The organism is Nocardia crassostreae (assembly GCF_001613405.1).
GTDB lineage: Bacteria > Actinomycetota > Actinomycetes > Mycobacteriales > Mycobacteriaceae > Nocardia > Nocardia crassostreae.
The window spans coordinates 123,404-136,824 of sequence record NZ_BDCH01000017.1; the positions used below are offsets into that span (position 1 = coordinate 123,404).

General features: G+C 68.3%; 11 protein-coding genes and 3 pseudogenes. 8 read left to right on the forward strand and 6 right to left on the reverse strand.

The window, feature by feature from the left end:
* The first annotated feature begins 33 nt into the window (after positions 1 to 33).
* Positions 34 to 1,431 (forward strand): serine hydrolase domain-containing protein, encoded by a 1,398-nt coding sequence (locus tag NC4_RS17080; protein WP_067539078.1) that lies wholly within the window; start codon positions 34 to 36, stop codon positions 1,429 to 1,431.
* A gap of 3 nt (positions 1,432 to 1,434) precedes the next feature.
* Here the strand turns inward: NC4_RS17080 and NC4_RS17085 are convergent, their stop codons facing one another.
* On the reverse strand, positions 1,435 to 2,466 hold the full coding sequence (locus tag NC4_RS17085) for an AraC family transcriptional regulator (protein WP_067539870.1): 1,032 nt from the start codon (positions 2,464 to 2,466) through the stop codon (positions 1,435 to 1,437).
* Positions 2,467 to 2,737: 271 nt separating this feature from the next.
* Between NC4_RS17085 and NC4_RS17090 the strand changes: the two genes are divergently transcribed.
* From NC4_RS17090 to NC4_RS17100, 3 genes and pseudogenes are all read left to right on the forward strand, one after another.
* Positions 2,738 to 3,259 carry a hypothetical protein gene (locus tag NC4_RS17090; protein ID WP_067539079.1) on the forward strand — a complete coding sequence of 174 codons (522 nt, stop codon included), beginning with the start codon at positions 2,738 to 2,740 and terminating at the stop codon, positions 3,257 to 3,259.
* 143 nt (positions 3,260 to 3,402) lie between these two features.
* Positions 3,403 to 5,060 (forward strand): annotated as a pseudogene (locus tag NC4_RS17095) (alkaline phosphatase D family protein).
* Between the two features lie 340 nt (positions 5,061 to 5,400).
* A complete protein-coding gene (locus tag NC4_RS17100) occupies positions 5,401 to 6,021 on the forward strand; it encodes a hypothetical protein (RefSeq protein WP_245721774.1) in 621 nt (206 codons plus the stop codon).
* Between the two features lie 9 nt (positions 6,022 to 6,030).
* Here the strand turns inward: NC4_RS17100 and NC4_RS17105 are convergent, their stop codons facing one another.
* A complete protein-coding gene (locus tag NC4_RS17105) occupies positions 6,031 to 6,228 on the reverse strand; it encodes a hypothetical protein (protein WP_067539085.1) in 198 nt (65 codons plus the stop codon).
* A 121-nt stretch (positions 6,229 to 6,349) separates the two neighbouring features.
* Here NC4_RS17105 and NC4_RS17110 point away from each other — a divergent pair.
* Positions 6,350 to 7,583 (forward strand): annotated as a pseudogene (locus NC4_RS17110) (cation:proton antiporter).
* 2 nt (positions 7,584 to 7,585) lie between these two features.
* Here NC4_RS17110 and NC4_RS17115 read toward each other — a convergent pair.
* The 3 genes from NC4_RS17115 to NC4_RS17125 form a co-directional block, all read right to left on the reverse strand.
* Positions 7,586 to 8,647, reverse strand: coding sequence for an ATP-binding protein (locus NC4_RS17115; RefSeq protein WP_245721739.1), 1,062 nt, complete (start codon positions 8,645 to 8,647; stop codon positions 7,586 to 7,588).
* Positions 8,644 to 8,967 (reverse strand): hypothetical protein, encoded by a 324-nt coding sequence (locus NC4_RS17120; protein ID WP_067539091.1) that lies wholly within the window; start codon positions 8,965 to 8,967, stop codon positions 8,644 to 8,646. Before NC4_RS17120 ends, NC4_RS17115 begins: the two co-directional genes overlap by 4 nt.
* An 84-nt stretch (positions 8,968 to 9,051) precedes the next feature.
* Entirely contained in the window at positions 9,052 to 10,398 is a 1,347-nt protein-coding gene (locus NC4_RS17125; RefSeq protein WP_157554820.1) for a helix-turn-helix transcriptional regulator, read from the reverse strand.
* A gap of 87 nt (positions 10,399 to 10,485) precedes the next feature.
* Here NC4_RS17125 and NC4_RS39115 point away from each other — a divergent pair.
* Together NC4_RS39115 and NC4_RS42735 are read left to right on the forward strand one after the other, a co-directional pair.
* Positions 10,486 to 10,989 (forward strand): annotated as a pseudogene (locus NC4_RS39115) (FAD-binding oxidoreductase); the annotation flags it as partial.
* Between the two features lie 702 nt (positions 10,990 to 11,691).
* On the forward strand, positions 11,692 to 11,874 hold the full coding sequence (locus tag NC4_RS42735) for a BBE domain-containing protein (RefSeq protein WP_245721775.1): 183 nt from the start codon (positions 11,692 to 11,694) through the stop codon (positions 11,872 to 11,874).
* Here NC4_RS42735 and NC4_RS17140 read toward each other — a convergent pair.
* A complete protein-coding gene (locus NC4_RS17140) occupies positions 11,846 to 12,958 on the reverse strand; it encodes an AI-2E family transporter (RefSeq protein ID WP_067539098.1) in 1,113 nt (370 codons plus the stop codon). The genes NC4_RS42735 and NC4_RS17140 overlap by 29 nt on opposite strands.
* A 121-nt stretch (positions 12,959 to 13,079) precedes the next feature.
* Here NC4_RS17140 and NC4_RS17145 point away from each other — a divergent pair, with 121 nt between their 5' ends.
* Positions 13,080 to 13,421: a hypothetical protein gene (locus NC4_RS17145; protein WP_067539101.1), complete on the forward strand. Its 342-nt coding sequence runs from the start codon at positions 13,080 to 13,082 to the stop codon at positions 13,419 to 13,421.

Here is a 13,421-nt window from a genome sequence, read left to right on the forward strand (position 1 = left end):
TCGGACAACGTCGTCAGGCAAAAGGTTGTATTCATGCGGTTGCTCCGGGGGTCGTGGGCGGGTGGGCTCGGCGCCACCGTGCTCGTCGCCCTGTCCTTGATCTCACCTGTCGCCGGGGCCGAACCCGCTGATCCGGGCTGCGCCGATCCGGGGGCCGGGCGGGCGTTCGAGCGCCGGGCGGCCGGAGCGGTCGGGATGGACGCGGCCGCGGTGACCGACGCACTCGACTTCGGTACGCGGACCGGCGGATTCGCGGTGCAGGTCTATCGGCACGGCTGTCTGGTCGGCGAGCGCACACCGACCGGGAATCTGCCGATGCCCTTGGCCAGCGCCAGCAAGGGGGTGGCCGCCGTCGCCGTCGGGCGCGCGGTGTCCATGGGGTATTTCGGGGTGGACGATCCACTGGGGAAGTTCTTCCCGCAGGCCGATGCCGCGCATGCGGCGCTTACGGTGCGGCACATCCTCACGCAGACAAGCGGTTTGCACTTCAGCTGGCCCGCGGATATCGCGGGACTCCAGACCGACCAGGTCTTGCAGTCGCTCACTACGCCCTTCGAGTACGAGCCGGGGACCACCTTCCAGTACGCGCAGGCCGTGCTGACCCTGCTGCCGAAGATCGTCGAGCTCACCACGGGCCTGGACTTCCAGGAGTTCGTCCAGCGAGAGTTGATGGGTCCCTTGGGAATCGACCGCGACCAATGGATCTGGTTGCGCGATCGCAGCGGGAATACCGCGGTCAACGGCGGCCTGGCCATGCGGCCCGGCGATCTGGCGCGCATCGGGCACCTGCTGCTGCGCGAAGGGCGCTACGGCGACCGGCAGCTCATCGACGCCGACTACGTGCGGCAGGCCGTGCAACCCACCGCCGCCAACGGCGGGTACGGCTTCCTGATCTGGCTCAATGCGGGCGATACCTACCGCGGCGTCAATTCCCCTGTTCCCCAGCACTATTCACACGGTGTCTTCCCTGGTTCGCCCCGCGATATGTACGCCTTCTCCGGCGCGCTGGGGCAGTTCGTCGCGGTCGTGCCGAGCCGCGATCTGGTGATCGTGCGGCTCGGCATCCCCACCCGCATGGAACCGGGCAATCTCACCGGCCTGCTCACCGGCACCTCCAACCCGGACAACAAGGAGTACTTCCGCCGCATGAACGCCGCGGTCGACGATGTGCCCGACGAACCGTACGTGGACCCGTACGCCATTCACGACCCGGCGGTCCCGCTGGCCCGCAACCTCGAGGACCTGGCCCGGCTCGCCGATCCGGTGAACTTCGCCTCGATCCTGCTCGGTGTCGGCCCCTACGCCGCATCGAACTGCAACATCCTGTGGTGCAACGGGAAAGCGTTGCCCGAGGACGTCTTCCGCCTGCTGCTCGATATCGCGGCCCAGGTCGGCCCGGCGGCGCAGGCGCTCGGCGACACCCCGCGATAGCGGTCAGTCCCGGAGCCGGGCCGCAGCGGGATGGCGGCGGAATTCCTGTGGCGGGCAGGAATTCCAGCGCCGGAAGGCCCGGATGAAGGAGGCGGCGTCGGCATAGCCGAGCCGCACCGCGACCTGTTCTGTGGTCATATCGGTATGGGTGAGCAGTTCCTCGCCCAGCACGCGCCGCACCTCGTCACCGAGGGCGCGGAAGGAGGTCCCCTCCGCGCTGAGGCGGCGCGCCAGGGTACGGGGGCTGACGCAGAGCGCGGCGGCCACCGCCACCTGATCGGGCAGCACGGCCGGATTGCGGGCCAGTAGATTCCGCACCGCGCCCGCCATTCCGGTCCGGGCCCGACGGCGGTCCAGCAACTCGCGGCACAGCTGTTCACAGGTGCTGCGGGCCCACTCGTTGGCCTGTGGCAGCGGCAGATCCAGATAGCCGCTGTGGAAACCGATGGCGTCCTCCGCGGCCTCGAAAACCGGTTCCACGCCGAAGACCTCGCGATACCGCGCGGTATCGGCGGGCGCCGGATGACGGAAGGTCACCACCTCGGCGGGCACCCCGGCCGCGAACAGCTCCCGGCCGATGGTCTGAATGCCGGACATGATCCGCTCGGCGAGGAACGGGTGCACATCGGGCGGCACCTCGGCGCCGTCGAAGACCAGGCGGCTGCGCTCGGGGCCCTCCACGAAGTTCAGCTGGCCGAAAACGAACGCCAGATCCAGATACCGCAGGGCCACCTCGATGACCTGGCGCAGGCTGCCGCTGGACAGCAGCGCCAGACCCCAGGGCCCGTACAACGAGATGTGGTAGCGCGCGCCCGCCGCCACGCCCAGACCGGGCTCGGCGCCGAAGCGGCGCAGCACCGTCCGCACCACCACCAGCTCCTCGCGCGCGGTGACCTCGGCATTCGGATCCAGCACCGATTCGGGGGTGAGCCGGGTCCCGGCCAGGGCCTCCGATACGGGCATGCCGCGCTCGGCGGCGAGTTGCGTCATGACGTGGACGCTGGAGGTATTGCGAACCAGATCCCAGTCGAACATTCCCACATGGTCCCCGCCGCGACCAGCACGGACAACGACCGCCACGAGCGCATGTCGCGCGGCCGGATCCGCCAACAGATTTGCACCTTCCGCCACCGGCCGCACAGCGCCCGCCGTCCCGGGGCCGACCGGCAATCCAGTGATCCAGGCCACATAGCTGGCGATGCTTTTCCGCTATTAGCCTTCTGATGCGCTCAGGTTCGCACCAGCTGGAAGAACACCCGCCATATCCAACCCACACCGGCACGAGTCTCCAGAAAGGTGGCTCTCCATGTTCGCTTCCAGTAAATCCGCCCTCGCGGCCGTCACCCTTGCCGTCGCCGCCGTCGCGGCTCCCCTCGCTACCGCGACTCAGGCCGCGGCCAAACCCATTTCGGGCAGTTGCGGCGGCGGGAACATCGCCTTCCGCAGCAGCCCGATCGGACTGGCCGCGGCGCCCGCCACCGCGACCTTCACCGGCGATCTGACCGGCTGCCAGGGCACTCCGGCTCCCACGGGCACGTTCAGCGGCACCTTCGCAGGCAATGGCAATTGTTTCGACATCAATGGCCAGATCGACGGGGTCGTCAATTGGTCCGACGGCAGGGTCAGCAGAGTGTCCGGCCCGTGGGACGTCCCGGGCGGTATGGGCGCTCCGAAGACCAATACCGTGACCATTACCGACGGTCCCGGCGCGGGCCAGCGAATGTCGGTCTCCCAGGGGCCGATCGACGGGGGTTCCCAAGTCGGGCCCTGTCTGACCGACAATGTCCGGGACGCGGGCCTCACCATCACGAATGTTCAATTCAGCTGAGCGGCGATGCCTTCGGCGTGCGGCCCCCGGATTCTCCCGGGGGCCGCACGCCGTGAGCGGAGCAGCCGAGCTGTAATCGGAAATTTCCCGGCAAACAAACAGCCGTTCACGAGGACATTCGATGCGCTCGAGTACCGTGACTTATGGAGTTGTCACGCCGCCAGTTGTTACGTTTCGGCGCGGCCGGATCGGCCGCGGTGCTGGTCGGCGCCTCCGCGGCCAGCAGCATCAGATTTCCCGCACCGCGGTTCCCGGGCGATGATCCGTTCACATTGGGTGTGGCCTCGGGTGATCCGACGCCCGACGGCATGGTGCTGTGGACTCGGCTCGCGCCGGATCCGCTGGCTCCCGACGGGCACGGCGGCATGGCCAACGCACCGGTCACACCGTCGACTACGAAGTCGCCCACGACGAGAACTTCAGCCGGATCGTGGCGCGCGGCAGCGCGGTTGCCACCCGGGAACTGGGGCACAGCGTGCATCCGGAAATCAACGGTCTGGATCCGGATCGGTGGTATTTCTACCGGTTCCGCGCGGGCTCGGCCATTTCGCCGATCGGGCGGACCCGCACGGCTCCCCCGGCCGGTGCGGCCATTGCGCGCATGCGATTCGCCTTCGCATCGTGTCAGTCGTGGAGTTCGGGATATTTCACCGCCTACGACCATATGAGCCGCGAAGACCTCGATCTGGTGGTGCATCTGGGCGATTACATCTACGAGCGGTCGTGGCGGCAGGGCAGGCAGGGCGCGGACGCGCCGGATCTGCCCGGTGAGGCCGTGGATCTGCGCGGCTACCGATTGCGCTACGCGCAGGCCAAATCCGATGCGCCGTTGCGGGCCGCGCATGCCGCCTTCCCGTGGCTGGTCACCATGGACGATCACGAGGTCGACAACAACTGGGCCGGGGACAAGGGCGGGATCGGGATCGACATCTACCGGGTGCCTGCCCTGTTCCGGCGCCGCCGGGCGGCGGCCTTCCAGGCCATGTACGAGCATCAGCCGCTGCGTATCGCGCAAATGCCGTCCGGGCCGAACATGCTGCTGCACCGGCGGTATCGGTTCGGCGATCTGGCGGAGATCACCATGCTCGACACCCGCCAGTACCGCACCCGGCAGGCGTGCGGGGACGGCAGCCTGACCTCCGACTGCGATGCCCGCTTCGCCGGTGATCGCACCTTACTCGGTGCGCGACAATGAGATTGGCTGCTCGACGGCTTCGCCGACTCGCCCGCGCGCTGGCAGATCCTGGGGAACCAGGTGGCCATGACGCGCTCGGATTACGATCCGGGCGAGGAGGTGCTGCTCGGCAACGACGCCTGGGACGGATATATCGCCGACCGCAATGCCGTGCTCGGTTCGGCCGCCGCCTGCGGTGCGCGCAATCTGGTGGTCCTGACCGGCGACCGGCATCACAACTACGCCGCCGATCTGCGCCGCGATTTCGCGGATCTGCGATCACCGGTGGTGGGTGTGGAATTCACCGGCACCTCCATAACCAGCGGCGGTGACGGCATTGATATGAACGAGACCGGGCGGAATCTGCTCGCGGCCAATCCGGATATGAAGTTCTTCAACGCGCAGCGCGGTTATGTCCGGGTCGACGTGGATCACGGCCTGTTGCACACCGATTTCCGCGTCATGCCCTTCGTCCACCGGCCCGGCGCGCCGATCGTCACCCGCGCGGGCTATGTGGTGCAGGACGGCGTGCCGGGGGTCGTCGAGGCCTGGCGGCCCGACTACCCGGCCGAGACTCCGCCCGGCTCCGAGACGGTCGCGGCGCCTTCCGGGGACACCCCGCGCTGAAGAAAGGCGACGGCATTCGAGCCCGCGGGCACGGTCATGCGAATTCGCGCGGCCGCCACGCAGTCCGAGGGCCGGTCACCCGTGCTGCCGAGCCAGATTGTGTTCGCGCTCATCGCGCACCTCCAAAGTCCTCCGGAAAAGTCGGTCATGCGGATGTTCGATTGCGGAGAGGTAACCGAGACCAACATTACCCCCGAAATCGGTGTGCGATATGCCACCGTGGCCAATTCGACACGCAACCGCCACGCCGAGGGGGTGAAGACATTGTGGCGCAACAACACTCGATATGCGAAATGCGCATTGGCCTCGGCGGGGCGGGACGCGATAACTTATACGGGTGATGAGGGATTCCGCACCTACAACGGCAGGAGCATGGCGAGCAGCCGACGGCACGGCGGTGCCGTTCCGCGAGGCGACGGTGGCATGGGCCTTGGCGGCGCATGCCGAGCTGGCCGAAACAGCCACCGGGTACGGATATTTCGTCACGGTCAACGAACTGGCCGAGCGGGTGCAGGAATCCTCCGGCGTGCACACCGAGGCACCGACGCGCACCTGGATGGACGCCATTCTGCGCAAGGTCGCGCGCCGCTGTCACAGCGCGGGTGAACCGCCGCTGACGGCGCTGTGCGTTCGCCAGAACCACACCATCGGCGACGCCTACAAATACGTGCTCGAACTCGCCGGGCTCCCCATCCCCGACGATCTGGAACTGCACGCCGCCTACGCGCGCTGGCAGTGCTATCAGCATTACGGCGCGGCCGTGCCCGCCGACAGCGGCGTCCCGCCGCTCACCCCGAAGGTCGCGGCCAAGCGCCGGGTCACGCTGGGCACGCCCGCCCCCGAGGTCAAGCCGGAACCCGCCCGCGCGCCGGTGTGCGCGGACTGCTTCACCCAGCTGCCCGCCAACGGGATCTGCTTCACCCAGCTGCCCGCCAACGGGATCTGCTTCTACTGCGCCTGATCGGCCCGTTCACGAATAGTCGCGGAAGGTCATGACGAAACCGACCGCGGCAATGACGAACAGCGCGATGTAGGCGATGACCTGTAGGACCGGGCTCGGCCAGTCGCGCACCCAGAGTCCGGTGAGCATGGCCGCGAGAATCATGACCACGCCGTAGAACGGTGTCCGCCGCGGGTGGCGGCCCAGCCGTTTCGGATGGCTGCCCATCACTCCTGGATACGCCTGTCATACCGCGAATGTCTGGCTACTCCGTCACACCGTCGTGTCACACCCGCGGCCTCCCCTCGGGGCGTGTCACCATTGCGGAGTGATTCCGGCGGTCGATGCCCTGTTCACGGCCGCCTCGGCAACGGCCGAATCCGGTTCTTCGGCGATTGTGTCGCTGTTCTGGATCGCAGCGGTAGCGGCCATTTCCCCCATCGCTCCGATTGCTGCGCGGGTTCGTTCCCGATGTGGTGATCCTGCTGGTAGCGGGCATGGTGCTCGGACCGTTCGTGCTGGGCTGGGCCGGATCCGGTGGCGGCGTCGATCTGCTCAGCGAGCTCGGGCTCGGGATGCTCTTCCTGCTGGCCGGATACGAACTGGATCCGCGGTTGCTGCGCGCCAGGTCCGGACGGGTGGCGTGGGCGACCTGGCTGGTATGCCTGGCGCTGGCGCTGGGCATCGTGCACTTCGCCGCCCGGGATTCGAGTTTCACCGCGCAGCTCGCGGTGGCCATCGCCCTCACCTCGACGGCGCTGGGCACCCTGCTGCCGATCGTGAAACAGGATGGGGTGCTGGACAAGCCGCTGGGGCGCGCGGTGCTCGCGCACGGTGCCGTCGGTGAGCTCGCGCCCATCGTGGCCATGTCGGTGCTGCTGACCAGCCGCAGTCCCGGCGCGGCGATCGTGGTGCTGGCATTGTTCGCCGTCGCCGCGGGATTCATCGCGCTGGTGCCGCGGCATCTGCTGGGCCGGATACATGGTCTGCCGCGGCTGCTCGATGAACTCAGCGGTGGCACAACACAATTGCCGGTACGCGTGGTGTTCCTGTTGCTGCTGGTGCTGATGGCCATCGCCGGTGTATTCGATCTGGATGTGGTGCTGGGCGCGTTCGCCGCGGGCCTGATCCTGCGCAGCCTGGTCGACGAGGAGCTTCCGGAAATCGAGAAATCCCTGGAGACAATTGGTTTCGGGGTGCTCATCCCGATCTTCTTCGTGGTCTCCGGCATGGGCATCGATCCGGCGGCGGTGGCGCACGAGCCGCTGCGATGGGTGTCCTTCGTACTCGCCATCGCCCTGGCTCGCGGTTTGCCGGTGTGGCTCAGCGAGCGGTTCGTGCCGCACGGCGCGAATCTGGCGCGGGGCCGCGAACGCGCGCAGCTCGCGCTGTACGCGGCGACCGGTCTGCCGATCATCGTGGCCATCACCCAGGTCGCCACCGACGCCGGACTGATGAGTCAGTCCATGGCCTCGACGCTGGTGGCCGCCGGGGCGACCACCGTTCTGCTGTTCCCCTTGCTGGCCAAGGCCATCGGGGCCACCGCGCCGCGGCCCGGACCGCCCGCGGACGAGACCCGCTGAGGTCAGCGCATCGGCACCCGCACATCCGCGCCGCCCTCGGGCGTGACGCGGGTGCGGACCTTCACCAGCGCGGGCGCGGGCACGAATCCGCCCGCGAACAGCGCCTCGCCCTGCCGGAACCACGGTGAGCGCTCCAGCAGCGCGGCCGGTGCGTAGCCGAAATAGGTGCCGAGCTCGTCCAGGTCCACCGGCGAGGTCATCTTCATGAGCGCCAGATTGTCGCACTGCGAGATGATTCCGGGGTGCACCTTGGCGGGCCGCTGCGTGGACAGCAGCAGCCACAGCCCGAATTTCCGCCCCTCCGCGGCGATCTGGATGAGCCGCTCGCGCACCGCCACCGCGATCGGCGAATCCAGCCGCGGTGAGGCCAGATTGTGCGCCTCGTCGATGACCAGCAGCACCGGGCGGCGTTCCTCGCGCCGCTCCCAGAGCTCGTCCAGCAGTGCCAGCGCGATCACGAGATGCTGTTCGGCCGTGGCGAATCCGCCCAGATCCAGCACGGTGGCATCGGGCCGCTCGGCCACCACGTCGGTGACCGCGATATCGCGCTGCGCCCACACCTCCCAGTTCTGCAGCCCCAGATTCTCCACCCGCAGGGCGAGCCGTCGCTGCGCCGGGGATTCGGCGGCCCGCAGGCGCGGCACCACATCGTCGAGCTCACCGGCGGCCATGAGCGGAGCCAGACGCAGGAGTTCGTTGAATTCCTCGCGATCGGCGATGGGATCGATGCGCAGAATCGCGGCCTTGGACGCGAGCGGCATATCCATGAATCGGGCGGCCAACCGCGTACCCGGTTTGCCATTGGGCCGCAGCACCCGGATATCGCGCTCCCGCAAGGCCGCCGCCGTCGGCCCGTCCGCATCCGGATTCAGTTCGCCGAGCCGGACGAAATCGGAATTCGGATCCAGGATCACCACCGGCAGCGCGGTGTGCGCGATCAACTGCTCGAGCAGTACGCCCAGCGCATAGGTCTTCCCCGACCCGCTCTGCCCGCACCAGAAGGTGTGCCGGTTGAACCGCTTGGGCAGCAGCCGCGCAGGCCCGCCCGGCGCGGTGAGGTTCACGCCCACACCTCGAGCATGGCGCCCGTCGTCTCGTGCAACGACGCCACGGTCTTGGCATCGGCCGGTTCGAGGGTCGCCCGCTCGAAGGCGTGGCTGCGGCGGGTGTCTATACCGTCCTCGGTCAGCTCTCCGATGAGCCGCCCGCGCAGCCGCACCGGCGGGGTCTCCGACCGCTCCTCGATCAGCGCCAGCTGCCGCCACCCCTCGTCCACCAGAACGACGAGTGATCCAGCAATGAATGCGCTACCCGCAGCGTTCGAGACCACGAACGAGCGACCGTCATCAGAACGAGCCGATACACCGGCGGATTCGATAGCCATTCTTCGATAGTGCCACCGGGTCGAGGGTCGGCTCGAAATTCCCGAGTGCATAGATAGGAAACTGCTGGCAACAGTCCGGCGGCATCAGCCGAGGAACCAGCCGGAGGCGCCGACCGGGGTACCGGACTCCATGCGCGGAATGTATTGGTCGAAGAAGAGTTTGGCGGTGAGCTCGGCGCGGCTGCGGACGCCGACCTTGCCGAAGACGTTCTTGACGTGGTCGTTGACCGTATGCGCGGACAGGCGCAGCTGTTTGGCGATCTCGGCGCGGGAGTGGCCGCTGCTGAGCAGGCGGACGATATGGCGTTCGCGGGCGGTGAGCTGATAGGCGTCGGCAATGAGCTGGGCGATGTCCTGGGGCCGGGTCGGTTCCACGATGACCGAGACGCGGCCGCCGTCGAGGGCCTCGGCGTGCAGGGTGAGCCAGCGACCGGTGCGGGTGCGAATGCGCGTGCGGCGCGGGCCGCCGCCGACCTGCCGCGCCAGATGCAGCACGCAGTACGGCACGCCGCTGAAAGCCGCTGTGTCGTCGTCCATTTCGCTGAGCCAGCGGCGCGCCGCGAGGGTGGTGCTGATCTCCCGGTAGCGGTCGTCGAGCAGGACCAGGCCCGGACCGTCGGCGTGCTGATCGGCGTCGATCTCGGCGAGCACCAGTTGATGGCGCAGCGCCGCACCGACATCGGCGGTGGCGCGGCCGACCAGTTCGGCGTCGGCTGGGGTGAAATCGGGGCTGTCGCTGGTGCGCAGCATGATCAGAGCGCCCCACACATCGGCCTTCGAGGTGAACAGCACCCGCATCTCGTCGCGCAGCCCGACGGGCACGAACACCTCGTTGTAGCGCTGACTACGTTCGAAGCGGCCCTCGGTGACCAGGCCCAGGGCGGCGGTGCGGATCGCGGCATGCGCCATGGCCGGGACCGCGCACAGATCGTCGCCACGCGCCTCGATCTCCACCAGGCGCGGCGCGAACGCCTCCGGAATGCCCTCGCGATGGAAGCCGCCGGTGGGCAGCAGAGTCGCCGGATCGAGGGTGATCACACACCAGGAGTCGAACGGCACGGCCGCCCGCACCGCCGCCGCCACCGCCCGCCCCAGCCCGACCGCACCCGGCTCCGCCGCATTCGTCCCGGCCCCACCCGCATTCGGCCCGGCCGCGCCCGCATTCGTCCCGGGTCCGCCCGCATTGGTCCTGGACCCGGCATTGTGGGATCCAGCGGCCGCATTCGCCCCAGCCGCGGTGGCATTCGATCCGGCCCTGGCCGCGTTCGGCCCACCACCGACCCCATTCGACGCGCCACCCGCCGGATTCGATCTGGTCCCGGCCGCATTCGATGCTGGCGCGGCCGGTTCGCGCGGAGTTCCGATCGTGCCGACCCCGCCGCGGCACGCTCGGTCCACCTCGGCGCTCAATCTGCGCAGGACGTCGTCCATGGACCCAGTATGGGCGCGCGCCGGGTCGCGGTAACCCCCTGGAAGTGGGGATGGCCGCTGGCCGGTTGTGCGCGCTGCACTGGATTCATGAACATCTCTGCAGCTCAGCTCACCGATTTCAGCGGCGTTCTGCTTCGGCCCGGCGATCCCGCCTATGACACCGCGCGGCGGGTGTGGAACGGGGCCATCGATCGGCAGCCCGCCTTCATCGCCCAGTGCCGGGGTGCGGGCGAGGTAGCGGCGGCGGTGCGGTTCGGGGTGCGGCACGGACTGCCCATCGCGGTGCGCGGGGGCGGGCACAATGTGCCCGGGTTCTCGGTGTGCGAGGGCGGGCTGATGATCGATCTGAGCCCCATGAAGGGGATCCGGGTGGATCCGGTGGTGCGGGCCGCGTATGTGGAGCCGGGGGTGCTGTGGCGCGAATTGGACTCCGCCACAAAGTAATACGGTCTGGCGGTGCCCGGCGGGGAGGTTTCGCACACCGGGGTGGCGGGGCTGACCCTGGGCGGGGGCGTCGGCTGGCTGTCCCGCGCGTACGGGTTGACCTGTGACAATCTTCTCGGTGCGGAACTGGTCACGGCGGACGGCGAGATCATTACCGTGACCGAGGAATCCGATGCGGAGTTGCTGTGGGGTCTGCGCGGCGGCGGTGGCAATTTCGGCATCGTCACCTCGTTCACCTTGCGCCTCAACGCGATTCCGGTCCCGATGCTCACCAGCGTGCTGCTGCATCCCTTGGCGCACGCCCGCGACGGCCTCCGGGTGCTCATGGACGTGGCCGCCTCCGCACCCGACGGACTGGGCCTGAGCGCCTCCCTCATCACCGCCCCGCCCGCGCCCTGGGTTCCGCCGGAGTTGCAGGGCCGCCCGGCCATGGTCCTCGCCTGCACCTATACCGGCGACCTTGCCGCGGGCGAGGAGCTGATCCGTCCGCTGCGCGAATTCGCCTCCCCCACTGCCGATCTGACCGGTCCGATGCCCTACACCGTGCTCCAATCCATGATCGACGAGGCGGCGCCCGCGGGCCTGTCCTATTACATGCGATCGGAATTCCTCACCCCGCTCGACGCATCCGGCATCGACCGCCTGGTGGCCGCCGCCGAGCGGTCGACCTCACCGCTGTCGCACGTGCTGGTGCGCATTATGGGCGGCGCGATCGAGCGCGTGCCCGCCGCGGCCACCGCATTCCGCTTCCGGCACGCCGCCGCCCTGCTGACCCTGGCGGCGGTCTGGCCGGATCCTGCTGATTCCGTTGCGGCGCAACGGGACTGGGCCAAGTCCGGCTGGGAATCGATGCTGCCGTGGTCGGCCGGTGGCGCGTATGTCAATCAGCTCAATGACGAGACCGACGAGGGGCTCGATCGCGTCCGGCAGGCGTACGGGCCCGCGACCTGGAATCGCCTGGTGGCCCTCAAACGCCGCATGGACGCCGACAATGTCTTCCACCTCAATCAGAATGTCCCGCCGCTGTCCTGACCTCCGGGTCGGGCGCGCTGATCAGGGTGTCGACCCAGCGGGTGGCCGGGTCGATATCCAGTAGCACGGCCTTGACCAGCAGGGTGAGCGGCACGGCCAGAATCGCGCCGAGCGCGCCCAGGATCGAGGACCAGACGATGAGCGACAGGAAGGTGGCGGTGACATTCAGCCCGACCGCATTGCCGACGAATTTGGGCTGGATGATCGACTGCAGCACGAAATTGATGACCGAGTAGAGCACGATCACCCAGATCATCTGTCCCACACCGCCGGACAGCAGCGCCAGCAGCGCGGGCGGCACCAGTCCGATGAGGAAGCCGATATTCGGAATGTAGTTGGTGATGAACGACAGCAGCGCCCACAGCACCGGCAGCGGGACGCCCATGAGCCACAGCACGCCGCCGTCGAGCACCACGACGAGCAGGCCGAAGACGGTGGTGACCACCAGGTAGGTGCGCGTGCCCTCGGCGAAAGTGGTGAACGCATAGGCGATTTCGGGCCGCGCCCGGCCGATGATGTCGAGTTTGCGGCCGATGGTCATACCGTCGATGGCCATGAACAGCAGCAGCGCCAGCACGAACAGCAGGTTGGAGAAGACGCCGAGCAGACCGGTCAGTACCGACTCCAGCAGGCCGACCAGTTTGCCGAGATCGAGTCCGCTGAGGGCATTGCGGATCTGGTCGCCGCTCACCCCGAGATCGGCCAGCAGGCGGCGCACACCGTCCAGCAGCTCGTTCAATCGGTCCGTGTAGCCGGGCAATTCGGTGGCGAGCTGGGCAATGGACACCACCAGCAGCACCGCCATGCCCAGCAGAATGGTGGTCACCGCGATGACCGCCAGCACCATGCCGAGCCAGGCGGGCAGTCCGCGCCGCTGCGCCCAGGTCTGAATGGGCTGCACGGCAATGGTCAGCATGAGCGCCAGGAATACCGGACCGAGCAATCCGGCAGAGAACTTCATTCCGGCAATGGCGATGACGGCGGCCGCCGCCGCGAGCAGGACGATGAGGCCGCGCGGTATGGCCCACGGGGTCTCGGCCAGGGTGGGCACCGGTCCGGTCCGAGCTGACGGTGTACGACGCATCGACCCCTCTTCTCTACGGCGAAACCGCAACATAACGCCGACCGGCCGGTGTTTGTGCGACCTGCGAGCGGTGCCGAAACGTGTCGCGGCGGGAACGGCTTTCGCCTCTAGACTGGGGGCCGTGCGTTATCGACGGCTGATTGCCATTTCATCGTTCGCCCTGCTCGCGCCGCTCGGCGTGGCCGCGTGCTCCGCGGAAGGGCCGGGCTCCAAGTCCGAGTGCACCGTCAGCGGCTGCACCGTGACCTTCGACCGCGGCGTGGACGCCAAGGCCAGCATTCTCGGCATCGAGGCGCAACTGGTTGCCGTGAACGGCAACAATGTGACGCTGAAGGTGGCCGGGCAGGAGGTCAGCGTGCCGGTCGGCCAGACCCAGCCCGCCGACGGCATGAATGTGACGGTGCAGGAGGTCACGGCCGACCAGGTCGTGGTCAAGATCGCCACCGGCATTCAGACCAACTGA

What these genes read in the sequence shown, in the direction of transcription:
- NC4_RS17080 (WP_067539078.1), top strand. Translation starts at nt 34, where the DNA reads ATGCGGTTGCTCCGGGGGTCGTGGGCGGGTGGGCTCGGCGCCACCGTG.
- NC4_RS17085 (WP_067539870.1), bottom strand. Translation starts at nt 2,466, where the DNA reads ATGTTCGACTGGGATCTGGTTCGCAATACCTCCAGCGTCCACGTCATG.
- NC4_RS17090 (WP_067539079.1), top strand. Translation starts at nt 2,738, where the DNA reads ATGTTCGCTTCCAGTAAATCCGCCCTCGCGGCCGTCACCCTTGCCGTC.
- NC4_RS17100 (WP_245721774.1), top strand. Translation starts at nt 5,401, where the DNA reads ATGAGGGATTCCGCACCTACAACGGCAGGAGCATGGCGAGCAGCCGAC.
- NC4_RS17105 (WP_067539085.1), bottom strand. Translation starts at nt 6,228, where the DNA reads ATGGGCAGCCATCCGAAACGGCTGGGCCGCCACCCGCGGCGGACACCG.
- NC4_RS17120 (WP_067539091.1), bottom strand. Translation starts at nt 8,967, where the DNA reads ATGGCTATCGAATCCGCCGGTGTATCGGCTCGTTCTGATGACGGTCGC.
- NC4_RS17125 (WP_157554820.1), bottom strand. Translation starts at nt 10,398, where the DNA reads ATGGACGACGTCCTGCGCAGATTGAGCGCCGAGGTGGACCGAGCGTGC.
- NC4_RS42735 (WP_245721775.1), top strand. Translation starts at nt 11,692, where the DNA reads ATGCTGCCGTGGTCGGCCGGTGGCGCGTATGTCAATCAGCTCAATGAC.
- NC4_RS17140 (WP_067539098.1), bottom strand. Translation starts at nt 12,958, where the DNA reads ATGCGTCGTACACCGTCAGCTCGGACCGGACCGGTGCCCACCCTGGCC.